The organism is Mycolicibacterium elephantis DSM 44368 (assembly GCF_004014805.1).
GTDB classification, from domain to species: Bacteria; Actinomycetota; Actinomycetes; order Mycobacteriales; family Mycobacteriaceae; genus Mycobacterium; species Mycobacterium elephantis.
Genome location: NZ_ATDN01000001.1, coordinates 42155 through 59365 on the forward strand (window position 1 = coordinate 42155; position 17211 = coordinate 59365).

Consider the following 17211-nt stretch of genomic DNA (forward strand, 5'->3'; position numbering starts at 1 on the left):
ACGCGCGATGCCCACCGCCGTGAGGCTCGCGGCCGCCAGCGTGCTGATCGTGGGCGGCACGCTGGGCGCGACCGGTCAGGCAGGCGCCGATCCCGTACTGCCCGAGCCGGGTGCACCCACGCCCTCGGGGCAACCCGTGGTGGACACCTCGAACGAGCCGATGGGTCCGCAGCCGCCACCGCCCGTGGGCCCGCCGCCGGTACCGGAGATCGCTCCGGTGTACGGCCAGGGGCAGTCGGAAGGTCAATTCGGTTTCCTGAGGGATATGTGGCACATGTTCCACAGCGGCAATCCGCTGGCCGAGCTGACCGCACCGCCGCCGGTGGCGGCCGGCCCGGGCACATCTCGCTGACGGCTCCGGAGTCGTCCACCCCGCCCGCCTCACCGCCGGGCGCCGCGCCCGAAGCGGTGCCGGCGCCGCCGGTCGAGCAGCTGCCGCCGACGCCGTAACCGGTGCGATGAGTTCTGGGCCCACGCGGGGTCTGGATAGTCATGGTCATTGTCGCCGGACACATCACGGTGGCGCCCACGCAGCGTGAGGCCTATCTCGCGGGGTGTGTGAGCGTCGTCGAACAGGCCCGCCGCGCACCCGGCTGTCTGGACTTCACGATCGCCGCCGACCTGCTTGATCCCGGTCGCGTCAACGTCTTCGAACGCTGGGAGTCACAGTCGGCGGTCGAGCGCTTCCGTGGCGGCGGACCGTCGGATGACCAAGGCGCCGCGATGGTTTCGGCGTCGGTCGCCGAGTATGACGTCGCCGCCGCCCGGTCGTTGGTGGAGTTGGGATAGTCGCGTCAGTTCGCGGCGTCGATGATCTTGATCGCGAAGATCAGCGAGTCGCCGGGCTGGATACCCGCGGCCGGTTGGCCCTCGGGGTAGCCGTCCTCAGGGGTCATCGCCACGCCGACGGTGGATCCGACGGTCTGCCCGGCGATGGCCTTCTGGAAGCCCGGTACGACCCCGGTGAGCGGAAAATCGACCGGGGCGCCCCGCTCGTAGCTGTTGTCGAACACGGTCTTGTCGCGTCCGTTGACGCCCATGTAGCAGACCAGCACCGTGGCCGTATCCGCGACGACCGGTCCGTCACCGGCCTGCAAGGTCTGCACCTGCGTCTCGGAGACGCTGAACGGCGCGTCCACGACGATGTTCGGCGCCGTCGTCTCGGTTGATCCCGTGACCGCGACGTTGCCGGTGTCGCCGGCGAGGTTCCATTCGGCCGGGGCAGCAGCGTCCGGTGCCGCGGTCGGGCATGCGACGGCCGGCTCGGGCGGGGCCGTTTCGGTGGGGGACGGAGCGACCAGTTCGTCGACCGAGGGCGCGCTGGTGGTTGTCGCGGTGGTTTCGGTGTCGGAGCCACATGCGGCCAGCGTGACGGCAAGCGCCGCGACAGAAGCCGTGAGGACGGCGGACGAAGACATACGAGAGAAGTTCACGCTGCGCCACGCTACATCAGCCGCCAAGAACACCTGGACCGATTCCGACTTACCAACGCGTCACCTATTTGAAACAAGTTGAGTACCGTTCTCTTTGAAAATGCAACGTCTTGGCCATAAGGAACGCAAGGGTAGGGTGCGATGGTCCGATGGGGCGGACGGTGGTGGAAGCAACCGGACCAATATGACTGGATCAGCGCTTATCTGGACGAGCGTGGAATTCAGAATGCCTGGCGATACGCGACGTTCGGCTTCACCCTCGCCATAACGGCGTTACCGATCATGCTGCTGTGGAGCCCGGCTGGGCCGAACCACACCGCGACCGTCATCGTTGCGATCGGCGCCGCGGCAGTCGGAGTCGGCGGTGCGCTGCTGTGGTTGGTGCGGTGGCCCACTCGGCGGCAATCGGTGGTGTATTCGTTGGTGGGCGCCTTGGCGGTTGGCGCGATGTGTTTGGCGATGTCCAACCCGTACACGGGATTGATGGGCTGCACCATCTTCACCATCCTCGGTGGCGTCGTCGCGTACTTTCACACCGTTGGACTGATGCTCGCCAATCTCGGCCTGGCCACAGTGTGTTCGGTGATCCTCGCGTACCGGCTCATCGCCGCCACCGGCGACGTCGCGCTGACAATCGGGTCGTTGATCACGGTGGCCGCGCTCAACGTCGGCATCCCGTTCGGCATCCAGTCGTTGATGCACACGTTGCGAACCGACTTGCGAGGCTCTAACCGGGATTCGCTGACCGGGTTGCACAATCGGCGCTCCTTTCACAACACGGTCTATGAACGGATGATGCTCGACCGTGACCGGGGCCTGTATCTGGTGATGCTGATGATCGACCTCGACAATTTCAAGCAACTCAACGACACCCGGGGCCACGCCGCGGGAGATCAAGCCTTGGTGGACGTCAGCGCAGCGCTTGAGGAGAACTGCCGCTCGGCGGCCGTGATCGGCAGGGTGGGGGGAGAAGAGTTCCTGGTTGCCGACATCGATACCGGCCCGAACCCGGCCAAGCTGGCCGAACGGCTCCGTCAGGCGATCGCCGACGTTCCCTCTCCGGTGACGGCCAGTATCGGCACCGCGGGCGCACCGCTCGGAAGCTCCTCGGCCAGAAGCAATCTCAAACTCATCGACGACCTGATTCGCACCTCGGACACGGCGATGTACGAGGCCAAGCGCGCGGGCGGGAATCGTGTCTGCCACCACCCGACGCTGGTGTCAGCCCACGATGCGCTGAACACTCTCGAAGTGCGTGGCGATCAATAATCCCAGACGGCGGGCACGCATCGAAAGACGTCACCGGCAGCTGCTACGCGGCAGACGGACGGGAACGGCAGGTGGGTGGCCACCATCGACTCGCCGGTCGCCGCAAGCTCGCGCAGCAGACCGATGCGGACGCGCACCGACTCCTCGGGATCGTGTTCAAAGCCGTTGTGCCATTCGGGGTTGTCGAACCCTGGCGCGAACACCGCGTCACCGGCGAACGTCAGCCGGTCGCCACCGGAGGCGAGCCGCACAATGCTGTGCCCAAGGGTGTGGCCGCCGGTCCGGGCGACGAGGACACCGGGTGCCACTTCGTACTCCGTCTCGAACGTCCGCATCTGGCCGCGGTATTCGTCGAGAAATTGCGCGGCAACCCTGCGCAGCACCTCCGGCACCGGCGCCGGCATCTCGGTGTGGGAGAAATCTGGCGACTCCCAGAACTCGGCCTCGCGGCTCGCCACGTGGATCTGCAGATCCGGTCGAAACCGTTCTTTGAGCCCCTCGGTGAGCAGGCCGCCCACGTGGTCCATATGCAAGTGGGTGATCACCACGTCGGTCACCGCCGCGGGATCGATGCCGGCGGCCTCCATCCGGCGCGCCAACCGCCCGGCCCGCGGGAAGTCGGGGAACTCCAGGCCCAGCCCGGCGTCGACAAGGATGGTGCGGTCGGCGCTGCGCACCACGATCACGTTCAGCGGCCAGTCGAGCACGTCGGCAGGCAGGAACCGCTCGTCGAGCCAATGGCCGAACGCAGCCGCATCGGCGTTGGTGGCCATCGTCTTGCTAGTGATGGGGAGGACACCGTCGCTGATCACCAGCACGTCGATATCGCCGACCCGCACCGCGTAGCGCGACGGAACCAGCTCGTCGAGCCCCCGAGTACCGAGGGAAATATTGTCCAAGCTCATGGTTCTCCTCCTGAGCGTCCTGAGACGGATTGACCTGTCGTCTCGTAGAACGCCCTGCGGCGCCGGGAATTATCCGGCCGCACAGAAGTGGGTGGCCAGGTTGTCCGGCTGGGGCCGGCATCCGCCATATCGGCGGCCCTAGTGGCGAATCCAACTCATATCGTTGCTGCTACGGCGTGACAGCGGTGATGAAGTTCTGAATCGCCTCAGCGACACGTGCCGGTGCTGCGGCGATCGCGAAGTGCGATTGGTCCGGCCAGGAGACACGCTGCGCATGGGGCAGGGCGGCGGCCAAGCGGTCCATCGCGTCGGGGAGGGGAGGCCAGCTCAGACCGCCCTGCATCAGCAGCACGGGCACGTCGATCGACGCCCATCGCAGGGTGTGATCGGTGTCGGTGGCCATGCTCTCCAGGTCGGCTCGGACGGCGACAGTCGCAGCACGGTTTGCTCCCGGATCTTCTGCAGGCTGCTGAGCTTCCGCCAACACCGCCGGAGGAATACGTGCGGCCTCGCGCGCGAAAAGCTCGAGCGCGCTGTCGAACTGTTCGGCAGCGCAGAGCTGGCGGAACTCTTCGAGCACAGGGATCAGATGCTTACCTGTCTGGAGCAGCGGTGGCTCGAACAGCGCCAGCGACGCGATACGCTCCGAACTGTCAGCCGCGGTGTGAAGCGCCACGGTGGCACCGTAGGAACCGCCGACGACATGCACACGTTGCCCGTTGCGTTCGGCCAAAAGGCCAAGCACTGCTTGGAGATCGGCGGCCTCCGTGGCGAAGCTGTTCGGCGAGGGCCCGGTGCCGCTGGGTGCGTGATTGCGCCGAGCGTAGTACGCGAGCTGATGGCCTGTGAGCCGCGAACCCACATCGGCCCAGGTGTCCAAGCTGCCACCGGTCCCGTGCACGAACAGCACCAGCGGGCCGGCGCCCGTCACCTCCACGACGAGCCGTGTTCCGTCCGGTGCGGTCAGTTCGGTAGCCATAGCGTCCGAGTATCGGCAACGTTGGTGCTCGCGTGCAAGGCGGTTACTGTCGAAAGAAAGTGCAGTTTTTCCTTTGTTTCCAATGTGTTCGAGCAGGCAAACCAGGGAGGAGGGCCATGTCCACGAATCACCTGGCCAGTGACGTGCAGCAAGTCGAGGTCCACGCGGCTGACGCTGACCTCGAAGACCTGCGGGCGCGGTTGGCCGCCGCGAGGCTGCCGGAAGCCGAGACCGTCTATCGCGCCCCACCTGATCCACGCCGATGGGACCAGGGTGTTCCCCTCGCCGACCTCATCGATGTCGTGCACTACTGGCGCACCGAGTACAACTGGAGGGCATTCGAGGAACGGCTCAACCGAATTGGCCAGTACCGCACGGCAATCGACGGCCTGGGAATCCATTTTCTGCACCGTCGATCCGCGCGGTCCGATGCTGTCCCGTTGGTCATGACCCACGGCTGGCCGGGCAGCATCGCCGAGTTCGTCCACGTGATCGACGATCTGGCGGATCCGACGGACGCATCCGCGCCGGCGTTCCACGTCGTGGCGCCGTCGCTACCCGGCTTCGGCTACAGCGACAAGCCGGCCACCACGGGGTGGGGGACCGGGAAGATCGCGGCCGCATGGGTGGAACTGATGGGACGGCTCGGCTATGAGAAGTTCCTCGCCCAGGGCGGCGACTGGGGAGGCAATATCACCACAGTTCTCGCCGGCAGGTATCCGGAGCGTGTTCTCGGCGTCCACTCGACGTTCGCCGAAGCGCCGCCCGGCTTGTCGATGGATGAACTGACGGCAACCGAGCGCAAGTGGGCCGAGGATACGCAGCATTTCTGGCAATACCGCGCGGCGTACGCGAAGCAGCAGGCGACCCGACCGCAGACCATCGGTTACTCGCTCGTCGATTCACCGGTGGGGCTTCTCGCGTGGATCCTCGACAAGTTCGCGGAGTGGTCGGATACCGAAGACAGCCCGTTCGAGTCGATCTCCATCGACAGAGTTCTCGACGACGTCACGCTGTACTGGCTGACGCGGACCGGCGCATCGGCGGCACGCATCTACTACGAGAGCCACAACTCGCTCGACCCCGACCTTCGCGTCGATGTCCCGTCGGCAATCACGATGTACCCCCGCGACATCGAGAAGACGCCGCGGCCCTGGGCGCAGCAGCGGTACCGCAACATGGTGCGGTGGAATTCGCCCCAAGCCGGCGGGCATTTCCCGTCGCTGGAGGTACCCGAGTACTTCGTCAAGGATCTGCAACAGGGGTTCGCAGCGGTGCTGGCCGCCAGCCGCTGAAGGCGTTGACCGATCCGACGCGTTTGCCGATATCCGACGAACCGGAGGCGTTTGTTGTGAGACTCTTGGCCTGTGGTGGAGGTTCCGCGCAGGACGGTGCGTCGTGGCGCGAAGTTGGCGGGACTGCCGGTGCGGGCGGCCGGGCGAGCAGTGCTGGGATGGGGTCAACGACTGGCCGGCGGCGATGCGGACCTGATCGCTGAACAGTGGTCGGCGCGCAGTGCCGAGCAGGTGTTCGCGGTGCTGGGCGAACTCAAGGGTGGCGCGATGAAGTTCGGCCAGGCCATGAGCGTCTATGAGGCGGCCATCCCGGATCAATACGCGGCCCCGTACCGAGACGCGTTGACCAGACTGCAGGCGGCCGCGCCACCGATCTCGGCAGCCCGGATCCACCGAGTGCTGGCAGAGCAGCTGGGGACGCGATGGTCGCAGCGGTTCGCCGAGTTCGATGACGAGCCGGTCGCCGCGGCCAGCATCGGGCAGGTGCACCGGGCGGTTTGGCACGACGGTCGACCGGTGGCGGTCAAGGTGCAGTATCCGGGTGCCGACGTCGCGTTGATGGCAGACTTACGTCAACTCGGACGATTCAGCCGACTGATAGCCCCGTTGTTTCCCGGGCTGGCGGTACGCCCGATGATCGATGAGCTGTCGGCTCGGATGGCCGAGGAACTCGACTATCGCCATGAGGCAGACACTCAGCGCGCGTTCGCCGCGGCCTTCGCCAATGACCCGCAGTTCCTGGTACCCAACGTGGTCGCATCGTCACCCAAGGTCTTGGTAACTGAATGGGTGAGCGGACAACCGATTTCGGAATTGATGAGAACCGGTGATCAAGACACCAAGAACGACGCAGCCAGGCTGCTCTTCGAGTTCAGCGCCGCTTCGATGGCGCTGCTCGGCGCGCTCCACGCTGACCCGCATCCTGGCAATTACCAACTCGACGCAGACGGCCGGCTGGTCGTGATCGACTTCGGCGCGGTGGCCACCGCCGATCGTTCGGCGCTGGTGTTCTTGGACAGCATCCGGCTGACCGAGATCGCCGATTCCGTGCAACTGGTCGACATACCTGATCCGCAGATGCAGGCGTTGGTGTTGTCCGAACTCAACAACGAGCTGAGTGCGCTCGGGTTCAGCGGTTCGAACACCCAGATCCACCCCGAGGATGTGCTGTCCTATTTCGGCCCGTTCACTGAACCGCTTTTGGCGCAGCGGTTTCAGTTCAGCCGAGATTGGCTGCAGCAGCTGGGGCCTCGCGTCCCGGGATTGGCACGCGGCCAAGACTTTCTCGACGGCGCAGTCCTGAGCATTCCACCAGAGCACGCGCTGATGTTCCGCGCCCTCGCCGGCATCGTGGCGGTCGCCTGCCAGCTTGAGGCCGAGGTGGCCTTGCGCGACATCGTCACCCACTGGTACCCCGACTTCGAAACTCCGAAGATCCCGCCGAACCTGGCTGCAGCGCTGGGGATCGACTGATTCAGCCCGATCGGTCAGTTCGTTGTCGACGTTTCATGGATCGACAGCGACGCCATTCGTGGGTACAGAATCGCCGGGCCCAGCCACCGCGCAACGAAGCTGCGCAAGGCGCGTTCGCTCCGCGGCGGTTCTCCGGGGTCGATCAGCATCGACTGCACGGTGCGCAGGGTCATTTCGGCGAGCTCGTCAAGCGCGGCGCTGTCGAAACCGTGAAGCCGCCAATCGACATCGAGTCGGTGGAGGAACGACAGGCAGAATGTTCTCGCGGTATCGGAGGTCAACGAGGTGACGGGTTCGCCCTCCTGTTGCCGGGTCAAAAGACTTTCTAGCTGAGGGTCTCCGGTGAGGGTCTCGACCGCGAACGAAACGCATTCAACCAGCGCGGACACCGGGTCGTTGACGCCGCGGACGTGCTCCACGATCTGGTCGATGAATCCGTCGACCGCGCGCATTGCGCTGGCGATGAGCAGCGCGTCGGCATTGGGGAAGTAGCGGTACACCGTCTGGCGGGTGACCCCGAGCTTGCGTGCGACGTCGGCGAGGCGTATCGCTGATCCGTGTTCGGCGACCACCTCGTCGACCGCATCCAGAATCCGGGCAATGGCCTCCTCATCCGAGGCAGGTGTCACACCTGACCAGCCGCGGCTACGCATGCGCGGTCACATGTCTTTCTCCGTCGAATTGGATCGGAAGCGTTGTCGGACCGGTGATTCCCAACAGCGATTTCCACGGTGCGGGTCCGACGCGACGCGGCGCAACGAGACGGCGGGTCAGGACGACGAGGGCTTCCGCCAGCTCGCGGCGGGCAAGGTTGGCCCCCAGGCAGTAGTGCGCACCACCGCCGAAGGTCAGGATCGGGGGAAGGTCCTTGCGCGTGATGTCGAAGCGGTCAGCATCTTGATAGATTGCCGGGTCGCGATTGGCCGCAAAGGTGTTCACGAGTATGAACGTTCCTGCCGGGAACAGGTAGCCGCCGAATTCGACGTCCTCGATGGCTGCACGCGGCGCGATACTTGCGGCCGGAGAATGGCGCATGCTTTCCTCGACGGCCTGCATCGCCAGCTCGGGATGGTCGCGCAGCTTCGCCCATTGGTCGGGGTGCTCGCAAAGCACCTGCACTGAGGCGGCAAGTTGGTTTCGCGTGGTATCTGTTCCCGCCATCAGGAAGCCGGCCACCAGCATGCGCAGTTCGTCGAGATTCAGTCGGTCGCCGTCGCTTTCAGCGCGAATCAGTTCGGAGAGAAGATCATCGGTCAGGCTGTTTCGGCGGCTGGCGACCATGCCGTCGACGTAGGCGTCGAGTTCGCCCCAGGCACGCATGATCTCGGCCTCGTCGAAGTTGACGTCGGGCTGGAAGTGGAGCGCCTTGAACACTTTTTCGGTCCAATCAACGAAAAGGTGCCAATCCTTCTTGGGCGCACCGATGAGCGCGCACATGATCGGGGTGGGGTAGGGCCGTGCGATGTCGGTCACGACGTCGCAGCGTCCGGCGTCCACCACCCGATCGACCAGTTCGTTAACCACTTCTTGGATCGTGTCTTGAAGACGCGATGTCGCGCGGGGGGTGAACGCCTTGGACACCAGTTTGCGTAGCCGGACATGTGCTTCGCCATCGAGACCCAGCAGACTGTTCGCCATCTTGTCGAACAGTGGACCCGATGTGATTCCCTGTGCGGCCAGAGTGATGCCGGGGGGTAGGCGGAACCGGTTGTCGCGCAGCATATCCCTGGCGAACTCATACGACAGGACCTCGGGACCGAAGGGACCGATGGCGATGGGTGCACGTGCTTGCGCGGCTCGGACGTCGTCGAGAATGTCGTGTGGCGAGGCGGCGAGGGTGTAGCTGAAGCTCGGGAGGTCGGCGTCGAAGACGCTGGGAGCAGTGCTGGTCACGGTCATAGTGGCTCGCCTTCCGCGGGTACCGGACATCTTTGTCTAAAGCGTATGACCATGAACGATGCGCGTCAACGAATTCGCAGAGAATCTCACGATAATCTGTTCCTGCCCCTACACAGGTCATACGAATTGCTAACGAACGTCCCACGATGTTTCTAGCAGCCAGAACCCGTGGGCGCCGCGAGGGTGATCAGCTGGGAAATACTGCTTCATGGCGACCGAAGACGAGGGAAAATCGCTGTATGTCGACCGCGCTCTGGATCATCGTGGCTGTGTTCGCAGTGGGGACGGTGGCCGGTGGGCTGCTGCGGCTGCGGGCGTGGTTGCAGAAGCCGGTGCCTCCTGAGGTGATCGAAGCTGCGCACCGCGACGACGACAAAGACACCGATCGATGACCTCGCATGATCCGCAAGGGAATTCGGCGCTGCCGGCGTGATCCGCTGACTAGGGACCGGGGTCGCGGCTGACGGCTGTAACGTATGCGTATCCCAGAATCGCTGTGCACAGACACGGACGCCACTAGGCTGGCGGCGCGGGCCTTTACGCCAGGCTGACTGCTTGGACGATCAAACGCGAGCTTCTGACGAGCCCGAAGGGGTGCCCATGCATCAATCCGCGGCCATGTCGGAGGCCGACCGCGCATGGATGGTCGACACGCTGGTCGCGCTGCTGGAGACGCCAAGCCCGACGGGTCGTACCGACGCGGTGATGCAGTTGATCGGCGAAATTTTCGATGACTTCGGCTTGCCGTTCACGCTGACTCGGCGCGGGGCGCTGATCGCCGAACTCGAGGGGGAGTCATCGACTCCCCACCGGGCGCTGGTGGTTCACGCCGACACCATCGGCTGCATGGTGCGCGTGCTGAAGGACAACGGCAGGCTGGAGGTTATTCCGGTCGGCTCCTTTTCGGCACGGTTCGCCGCGGGCGCGCGCGTGCAGATTTTCTGCGACGACGTGGGGCAGGTGATCACCGGCACGATCCTGCCGCTCAAGGCCAGCGGGCACGCGTTCGGCGACGAGGTCGACACCCAACCGACGGACTGGCAGCATGTCGAGGTCCGCGTGGACCGCAAGGTGTATATGCAAGACGACCTGGAGCGCCTCGGCATCAAGGTCGGTGATTACGTCGCGCTGATCGCCAGTCCGGAAGTCACCGACGACGGTTTCGTCGTCTCGCGCCATCTCGATGACCAGGCGGGCGTCGCGATCGCGCTCGCACTGACCAAACACATCGTCGAAAACGGCGTGGTGTTGCCGCACCGCACCGCGATCATGATCACCATCTCCGAGGAGGTCGGCTACGGTGCAAGCACGGGGCTGCCCGCCGACATCGCCGAGCTGGTTACGATCGACAACGCGGTGTGCGCGCCGGGCCAATATTCCATCGAGGACGGCGTGACGGTCCCGATGTCCGATCTGCACGGCCCATACGACTACCACCTGACCCGAAACCTGTGCCGGCTCGCCGAGGAGCGGGGAATTCCGTTCGCGCGCGACGTGTTCCGTTTCTACCGCTCGGACGCGGCGGCGGCGATCGAGGCGGGTGCCAGCACCCGGGCAGCGCTGGTCGGCCCGGGCGTCGACGGCAGTCACGGCTGGGAGAGGACTCACATCGAGTCGATGGAGGCGACGTACCGCTTGCTGCAGGCGTGGCTGCAGACACCCCTGACGTTCGCGCATTGGGATGCCAAGCCCTCGGGGACGGGCAACCTGCGCGACTTCCCGTCGTCGAAGCAGCCCGCACCGCGCGGGCGCAGCAGATGACCTCCCACTGGGATCTGGCGTCGAACACAGGGTGCTGCCAGGCGGCCATATGGCGCAAATCACCGACTCTCCCAACCGATCCGGATGCGAGCACCGCGCGTCCCATAGCGACCTGACTACACCCCCGGTGGGCTGGTCGGATCAGATGCCGAGGACCTCACGGGCGCGGTCTATTTCGTCTGGATCGGCGGTTGTCGGGATGAGCCGGAGCTCGTCGAGTCCCGCTTCGCGCGCGCCCTCCACCGCGGCGATGAGCGCCGATGGCCCACAGTTGAGCGTCCCTGCGGTAGGAGCCGTCAGGTAGGAGCCGGCAGGACCGGAGGCGACGACCTCTTGGTCCCAGAAGTCCCGTACATGCTCGCGGAGCTGGCTCTCTGGGTCCGGACCGAGCGCGAACCAGATCGGCGTGGAGAAGTGCGGCTTTTCTGTCCTGCCGGCCGCCTGCCAAGCCTCGATAACGCGCTGACGCTGCGCAGCCAATCCCTCGGCATCGAAGTGAAGTGAATTCGCCGGATCGCTCACCCCGACGGCCCATTGCGCGGCCCGGGCGAGCGCCTTCGGGCCGACCACACCGGCGACGAGGGGGATGCCCGCGGCCTGGTTCGGCGCGGGTCCTACGGGATGGTGTCCCTCGACGGGGGGTTGCTGGGCCCACACCCGGCGCATCGACGCTACCGCTTCGTCCATGCGTTGGCGCTTGCGGTCGAGCGGGCTGCCGACGGCGATGTAGTCCTCATCCCATGCGCCGATGCCAACCCCGAGCGTCAGGCGCCCGCCGGACAGTACGTCTATGGTCGCCAGCTCTTTCGCGAACATGATCGGGTTCCGCATCGGGAGTGTGACGACATCGGTCCAGAGCCGCACGCGCTCGGTCACCGCTGCCGCGGCGGCGAGTTGCGGGACGACCGACCAGCTGTGCGGATAGAGCAGCCGTTCGTAGGTGACCAGCCCGTCCCACGGCCCTTCGTCGATCTTGCGGTACCACGCGAGTTCGGTCTCGCGTCCGTGCGGAAAGAGGGTCGGAAGTCCCATACTGATGCGCATTCGAGCTTTTCGTTCCTTTCCGGGACTGTGGCCAGCAGCGTCGCCGTCGGGCTAGTTCATCAGATCGTCGCGTGCACACATTGCCGTCGGACCACCCAGCGGGAAACGGTGACACTTATTCCAGGATCGCCCGTGCAGCACGCTCCGCGATGAGCATGACTGGCGCGTTGGTGTTGCCGGACGTGATGGTGGGCATCGCCGAAGCGTCGACTACTCGAAGGCCGGCGACGCGGTAGACGCGGCAGTCGGTGTCGAGCACGGCCTCGGCGGATCGTGGAAGACCTTGTGAATCAAAGGCTCCCATCGCACACGTGCCAACCGGATGGAAGATCGTGGTACCGAGTTCGCCGGCGGCCTGCTGCAGGTCTTCGTCGCTCACCAGTTGCGGGCCGGGAAGCATTTCTTCGGGGCGGTAGCGGGCCAGGGCCGGTGCGGCCATGATCTGGCGGGTCATCCGCAGGCCGCGCACCGCGATTTGGCGATCGACGTCAGTGGACAGGTAATTACAGGAGATTCTCGGGTGGGTCAGCGGATCTGCAGCGGCCATCCGCACGTGGCCGCGTGAGGTTGGGCGCAGGTTGCAGACCGAGGGTGTGATCGCTCCGAAACGATGGAGAGGTTCGCCAAACTTGGCCAACGACAGGGGCTGCACATGCCACTCCAGATCGGGACTGGCCAGCGTGGGGTCGCTCTTGGCGAACGCGCCCAGCGTGGAGGGCGGCATGGTCAGGGGCCCTGAGCGCAGCAGTGCGTACTGAAATCCCATGCCCCCACGGGTGATCCAGTTGCGGTACAGGCTGTTGACCGTCCGGGCGCCCCACACCCGGTAGATGGTTCGAAGCTGCAGGTGGTCCTGGAGGTTTTCGCCCACTCCTGGCAGGTCGACGGCCACTGGCACGTGATGCTGGGAGAGTAGCTCGGCCGGGCCCAGACCCGAGACCTGCATGAGATGCGGCGAGCCGATCGCCCCGGCGCTCAGGATCACCTCGCGGTGAGCACGGACGTCGACGATCCGGTTGTCTTTTAGCAGCTGCACGCCGGTGGCGCGGTGTGCAGCCGTGGTCCAGGCACCACGTCGCTGATGCTCGTAGACCTGGTCATCCATTAGCAGGCGCAATGCCTGGGTCTGGGTGTAGACCGTGAGATTGGGTCGGTGGGAGATCGGATGCAGGAACGCATCGGCCATCGACCAGCGCCGCCCGCGCCGTTGATTGACGTGAAAGTATGCGCTGCCGGAGTTGTCGCCTCGGTTGAACTCCTCGATCGGGGCGATACCCAGCTCAGCCGCGGCGGCCTGCCAGGCGTCGAGGATCCTCCAGCGCACCCGGGGCCGTTCGACACGGATCTCACCGCCAGCGCCGTGCCACTCGTCGGCGCCGCCGAAGTAGTCCTCCAAGTCTTTGTAGATGGCCAGTGTCTCGCCGGGCCCGTCCGGGCCGCCCCACAGCCACCGGTCGTCACCGGTGGCCTGCGCCCAGAGCTCGTAATCGCTTGACTGTCCGCGCATGTGGATCATCGCGTTGATCGACGAACAGCCGCCGATCACGCGGCCCCGCGCGTAGTGAATGCTGCGGCCCGCCAGACCTGGATCGGGCTCGGTTTTGAAGCACCAGTCGGTGCGGGGGTTGGCAATCGTGTAGAGGTAACCCACCGGCACCTTGATCCAGAACCAGTTGTCTGTGCCGCCGGCCTCGATCAACAGGACTCGGTGATCCGGGTTGGCGCTGAGCCGATTCGCGAGCAGGCAGCCCGCGCTACCCGCCCCCACGATGATGTAGTCGAATTCGGCCACAGGGCTCATTTGCGGCACCGTTCCTCCTTGCGTCGCGTGTCCTAGTGTGAGCGATGACGGCCCGGTATAAGCGGACGACGTCGAACCTCGGGGAGTCGTCGATCACCGCCAGGTGGCCCAGTCGCTCGACCCGGCCCTAGAACTTGAGGTAGCCGCCATCGATACGCAGCACGTCGCCTGTGTGGTACCGGCTCGCTGCACTGGCCAGGTACACGGCCACGCCGCCGACGTCGTCGGGGGCGCCCCAGCGGCGCAATGGAACCCGTGGCAATACCCGCTCGCGGAACCGCTCGTCGGCCAGGCCCGCCGAGGTCATGTCGGTGTCGAACCAGCCGGGAGCCACCGCGTTTGCGCGGATTCCGTAACGGGCCAGCTCGACTGCCATGCTGTCGATCAGCGACGTGACACCGGCCTTGGAGGCCGCGTAGGCCGGTTGGCGCGGCATACCCTGGAATGCCCCCAAGCTGGACACCGCCACCAGGCTGCCGCCGCGGTCGGCCTCGATCATCTGGCGGGCCGCTTCGCGCAGCGTGACGAATACGCCGTCGAGGTCGACTCGGGTGACTTCCCGGAATGCCTCTAGCGATGTCTCCAGCAGGGGAGTGAAGCCGCCGCGCACCCCGGCGTTGGCGAAACACGAGTCGAGATACCCGAATTCGCTGCGGATCCGGGCCATGGCTGCCGTGATCGCGTCCTCGTCGGCGACATCGCAGACCAGTGGCAGAACAGGTCGGCCGTGGCGGCGGAGTTGTTCGGCGGCGGAGTCCAGCCGGGGGGCGGAGCGGCCGAGTATGGCTACGGATGCCCCTGCGCGGGCCAGGCCGTCGGCGAACCCCAAGCCGATGCCGGAGCCACCGCCGGTGACGACCGCGACGTGGCCGGACAGATCGAAGGGGTTGGTGAGTGCTGTGTCGGTCACGAGCCGACCCTACGCAGCTGTGCGCCGCGCAACCGCCCCGCCCCTAGGTGTTATTCGCGACGTCCGACCGGCTGGGCCGCCCGGACGGTCAGTTCCTCGCGCCGCACGTGGGGATCGCCGCCCAGCAGCTGCACCACCACATCGGTGCCCTTGCCCAGCAACCACACCACCGGGGCGGCCAGGGTCGACATTGAGTTGAGCGGCGAGGCGACGATCACCGCCCACCGGCGCGCGTGCTGCATCACGAGCCGTTTGGGCGCCAGCTTCCCTGCCGCCAGCGTCGATGCCGTGACGATCACCGTCACGACGGCGATGCCGACGACCGGCGCGGCGGACCCGAGGAAGTCCAGTCGGGCGGTCAACGGCTCGGCGAGGGTGACAGCGGCAGTCGCCGAGGCGAGGAAACCCGCGAGCGTGATTCCGGGCTGGATTGTGGCCAGGAAACGGTTGGGTTCCCGCGCGAGTCGTGCGACGAGTAGATCGCGACGCCCGCCGCGGCGTTCCAGCTCCCGGATCTGCCCCTCGCGTCACGAGATGAACGCGGCTTCGCTACCGGCGAGCAGGCCGTTGACCAAGACGAGAAACGCCACCAGCGCGAGATCGAGCCAGTAGCCGTGCACCGGGCGTCAGCCTACCCGCCGCACCGGCTAGCGATGCCTGATCGCCGCTTCCACCTCAACTTCGGGCAGGTCCTTGGTGCAGAAGAACCAGTCCGCACACTCGAGGCCCTCGTCTTCGCCGTCCATCCGGTCCTTGGCGGTACCGCAGGACCCCGCCGGCGGAACGATCACCCGGTCACCCGGACGCCAGTCGGCCGGGGTGGCCACATCGAAGTGGTCGGCGGTCTGCAAAGCCTTGACGACGCGAAGGAGTTCGTCGAAGTTACGGCCGGTGCTCTGCGGGTAGTAGATGATCGTTCGGATGACGGCCTTCGGGTCGATCACGAACACCGCGCGCACGGCCTTCGTGGAGTCCTCGCCGGGCATGATCATGCCGTACTTCCGCGCGACCTCCATCGAGATGTCCTCGATGAGCGGGAACGTGACCTCGACGTCACGCATGCCTTTGAACTCGATCTTGTCCTTGATGGTGCGCAGCCAAGCGATATGACTGTAGAGACCGTCGACCGACAGCCCGACCAGTTCGGTGTTGTAGGCCGCAAACTCTTCCTGCATCGAGGCGAAGGTCATGAACTCGCTGGTGCAGACCGGGGTGAAGTCGGCGGGATGGGAGAACAGGATGACCCACTTGCCCGCGTAGTCGGACGGGAAGTTGATGTCCCCCTGGGTGGTTGCCGCGGTGAACGACGGTGCCGGATCGCCGATCCGGGGCATCGTGAAGGCGGGCGTGGGCGTATCGACGACGGTCATGATGGTCCTCTCTATTGAACTCTCAGTATCGAACCAACCGGTCCCCACCTATATACCCCCACGGGTATATAACGCTAGGGGGTATATGAGGCCGAAAGGCTCTCGTACCACTGGCCGAAAGACACCGGGATCGCGTCGCCGGTTGCCGCCAGACTCACCCCGGACAGCCGACCAGGAGGGAAGGCATGACGACCAAGGAACCGGCAACAGGGCCGATCATCGTGGGCGTCGACGCCTCCGAATCGTCCCGCGCGGCCGTCGCCTGGGCGGCTCACGACGCCGAGTTGCGGGGACTGCCGTTGCGGTTGGTGCAGGCGAGGACCACGCGCCGTTCGACGTGGTCCACACTTTGCTGTCGAACACCTCAAGCGCGCCAAGAGATTGACCCGCATGACGACGCTATCCGTCACGCGCGGTACCGGCTGCGCGACATCGCATTGGTGCGATTGCGTCGAGGTGATCGACCGGTCCTGCTCAATAGTCCAAGGTGAGGATTCTGCCGTTTGTGAACGAGAAGAACTTCTGCTTGTCGGCTAGCTGGATTCCTGGAGCCAAGTCGGCCGCACTCTTTCCCGCTGCGGTGAGGCATCCGGGGCACGCCATCAACGGGACACCCTTGCTGAGCAGTGTCGCGATCTGGGTCTTGGACGACGGGAACTGCGCGTACGTGAGATCCGGGGCGTCAGCAAGGACGACGTTGACGCCGTCGATGTCGAAGTAGACGGCCACGTCGCGGTCCTCGGACATCATCGTCGCCATGTTCAACGCCATCAGCACTCGATGCGGGTCCTCCCGCCCGTGGCTGATGTGAATGAACACGCCGTCGCGGGCGGCAGGATCGGCGCACCCTTCGCGGTCTCTGCACGCCCCGGTGCCCGTCGGGCGTTCGGACCGAGCATCACACCGGTCGCTCGACGGCCAGGACCTGTATTGCGCCCAGCCACGGGGCTGCGGTAAACAGCCGGCCACTCACTCGTACTCGGCCATGGCGGCTACCGAGGCGCCTGAGCTCGTCGCGGGTGAGGTAATCAGCCGTCGAGAACAGGGCGCGGCGGGTGGGCTGGTCGAGCAG

The 17211-nt window shown here is 65.6% G+C and carries 19 protein-coding genes; 8 read left to right on the forward strand and 11 right to left on the reverse strand.

The window, feature by feature from the left end:
* Positions 1-7 precede the first annotated feature (7 nt).
* Together MELE44368_RS00155 and MELE44368_RS00160 are read left to right on the forward strand one after the other, a co-directional pair.
* Positions 8-352 (forward strand): hypothetical protein, encoded by a 345-nt coding sequence (locus tag MELE44368_RS00155; RefSeq protein WP_128106618.1) that lies wholly within the window; start codon positions 8-10, stop codon positions 350-352.
* A 140-nt stretch (positions 353-492) separates the two neighbouring features.
* The gene (locus tag MELE44368_RS00160; protein ID WP_128106619.1) at positions 493-789 is read left to right on the forward strand and encodes a putative quinol monooxygenase; all 297 of its coding nucleotides are present in this window, start codon (positions 493-495) and stop codon (positions 787-789) included.
* Positions 790-794: 5 nt separating this feature from the next.
* Here MELE44368_RS00160 and MELE44368_RS00165 read toward each other — a convergent pair whose 3' ends face one another.
* Entirely contained in the window at positions 795-1418 is a 624-nt protein-coding gene (locus MELE44368_RS00165) for an FKBP-type peptidyl-prolyl cis-trans isomerase (RefSeq protein WP_128106620.1), read from the reverse strand.
* Between the two features lie 156 nt (positions 1419-1574).
* Here MELE44368_RS00165 and MELE44368_RS00170 point away from each other — a divergent pair, with 156 nt between their 5' ends.
* Complete coding sequence (locus MELE44368_RS00170; RefSeq protein WP_128106621.1) at positions 1575-2702, forward strand: GGDEF domain-containing protein; 1128 nt, start codon at positions 1575-1577, stop codon at positions 2700-2702.
* On the opposite strand, the gene MELE44368_RS00175 is transcribed toward MELE44368_RS00170, so the two are convergent.
* Both MELE44368_RS00175 and MELE44368_RS00180 read right to left on the reverse strand, forming a co-directional pair.
* Positions 2696-3607 (reverse strand): MBL fold metallo-hydrolase, encoded by a 912-nt coding sequence (locus MELE44368_RS00175; RefSeq protein ID WP_128106622.1) that lies wholly within the window; start codon positions 3605-3607, stop codon positions 2696-2698. The two genes, MELE44368_RS00170 and MELE44368_RS00175, sit on opposite strands and share 7 nt — an antisense overlap.
* A 169-nt stretch (positions 3608-3776) precedes the next feature.
* Positions 3777-4586 carry an alpha/beta fold hydrolase gene (locus MELE44368_RS00180; protein ID WP_128106623.1) on the reverse strand — a complete coding sequence of 270 codons (810 nt, stop codon included), beginning with the start codon at positions 4584-4586 and terminating at the stop codon, positions 3777-3779.
* Positions 4587-4702: 116 nt separating this feature from the next.
* On the opposite strand from MELE44368_RS00180, the gene MELE44368_RS00185 reads away from it, so the two are divergent.
* Positions 4703-5881, forward strand: a complete 1179-nt coding sequence (locus MELE44368_RS00185; protein WP_128106624.1) for an epoxide hydrolase family protein — start codon at positions 4703-4705, stop codon at positions 5879-5881.
* Between the two features lie 72 nt (positions 5882-5953).
* Positions 5954-7354, forward strand: coding sequence for an ABC1 kinase family protein (locus MELE44368_RS00190; protein WP_128106625.1), 1401 nt, complete (start codon positions 5954-5956; stop codon positions 7352-7354).
* A 14-nt stretch (positions 7355-7368) separates the two neighbouring features.
* On the opposite strand, the gene MELE44368_RS00195 is transcribed toward MELE44368_RS00190, so the two are convergent.
* Together MELE44368_RS00195 and MELE44368_RS00200 are read right to left on the reverse strand one after the other, a co-directional pair.
* Positions 7369-8007 carry a TetR/AcrR family transcriptional regulator gene (locus tag MELE44368_RS00195; RefSeq protein WP_128106626.1) on the reverse strand — a complete coding sequence of 213 codons (639 nt, stop codon included), beginning with the start codon at positions 8005-8007 and terminating at the stop codon, positions 7369-7371.
* Entirely contained in the window at positions 8000-9253 is a 1254-nt protein-coding gene (locus tag MELE44368_RS00200; RefSeq protein ID WP_128106627.1) for a cytochrome P450, read from the reverse strand. The genes MELE44368_RS00195 and MELE44368_RS00200 overlap by 8 nt, the downstream gene beginning before the upstream one ends.
* Positions 9254-9492: 239 nt before the next feature.
* Here MELE44368_RS00200 and MELE44368_RS00205 point away from each other — a divergent pair, with 239 nt between their 5' ends.
* Both MELE44368_RS00205 and MELE44368_RS00210 read left to right on the forward strand, forming a co-directional pair.
* A complete protein-coding gene (locus MELE44368_RS00205; RefSeq protein ID WP_128106628.1) occupies positions 9493-9645 on the forward strand; it encodes a hypothetical protein in 153 nt (50 codons plus the stop codon).
* A 208-nt stretch (positions 9646-9853) separates the two neighbouring features.
* Positions 9854-11014: an osmoprotectant NAGGN system M42 family peptidase gene (locus tag MELE44368_RS00210; RefSeq protein ID WP_128106629.1), complete on the forward strand. Its 1161-nt coding sequence runs from the start codon at positions 9854-9856 to the stop codon at positions 11012-11014.
* A 141-nt stretch (positions 11015-11155) separates the two neighbouring features.
* Here the strand turns inward: MELE44368_RS00210 and MELE44368_RS00215 are convergent, their stop codons facing one another.
* The 5 genes from MELE44368_RS00215 to MELE44368_RS00235 form a co-directional block, all read right to left on the reverse strand.
* Positions 11156-12046: an LLM class flavin-dependent oxidoreductase gene (locus MELE44368_RS00215; protein ID WP_164889988.1), complete on the reverse strand. Its 891-nt coding sequence runs from the start codon at positions 12044-12046 to the stop codon at positions 11156-11158.
* A gap of 127 nt (positions 12047-12173) precedes the next feature.
* Positions 12174-13859: a GMC family oxidoreductase gene (locus MELE44368_RS00220; RefSeq protein ID WP_164889989.1), complete on the reverse strand. Its 1686-nt coding sequence runs from the start codon at positions 13857-13859 to the stop codon at positions 12174-12176.
* A gap of 127 nt (positions 13860-13986) precedes the next feature.
* Positions 13987-14769 carry an SDR family NAD(P)-dependent oxidoreductase gene (locus MELE44368_RS00225; RefSeq protein ID WP_128106632.1) on the reverse strand — a complete coding sequence of 261 codons (783 nt, stop codon included), beginning with the start codon at positions 14767-14769 and terminating at the stop codon, positions 13987-13989.
* Between the two features lie 50 nt (positions 14770-14819).
* The gene (locus MELE44368_RS00230; protein ID WP_306439133.1) at positions 14820-15284 is read right to left on the reverse strand and encodes a CNNM domain-containing protein; all 465 of its coding nucleotides are present in this window, start codon (positions 15282-15284) and stop codon (positions 14820-14822) included.
* A gap of 132 nt (positions 15285-15416) precedes the next feature.
* Positions 15417-16139 (reverse strand): peroxiredoxin, encoded by a 723-nt coding sequence (locus MELE44368_RS00235; RefSeq protein ID WP_206613633.1) that lies wholly within the window; start codon positions 16137-16139, stop codon positions 15417-15419.
* A 185-nt stretch (positions 16140-16324) separates the two neighbouring features.
* Here MELE44368_RS00235 and MELE44368_RS00240 point away from each other — a divergent pair, with 185 nt between their 5' ends.
* Positions 16325-16630, forward strand: coding sequence for a universal stress protein (locus MELE44368_RS00240; protein WP_128106633.1), 306 nt, complete (start codon positions 16325-16327; stop codon positions 16628-16630).
* Here MELE44368_RS00240 and MELE44368_RS00245 read toward each other — a convergent pair.
* On the reverse strand, positions 16614-17108 hold the full coding sequence (locus tag MELE44368_RS00245; RefSeq protein ID WP_306439123.1) for a DsrE family protein: 495 nt from the start codon (positions 17106-17108) through the stop codon (positions 16614-16616). The two genes, MELE44368_RS00240 and MELE44368_RS00245, sit on opposite strands and share 17 nt — an antisense overlap.
* Positions 17109-17211: the final 103 nt, after the last annotated feature.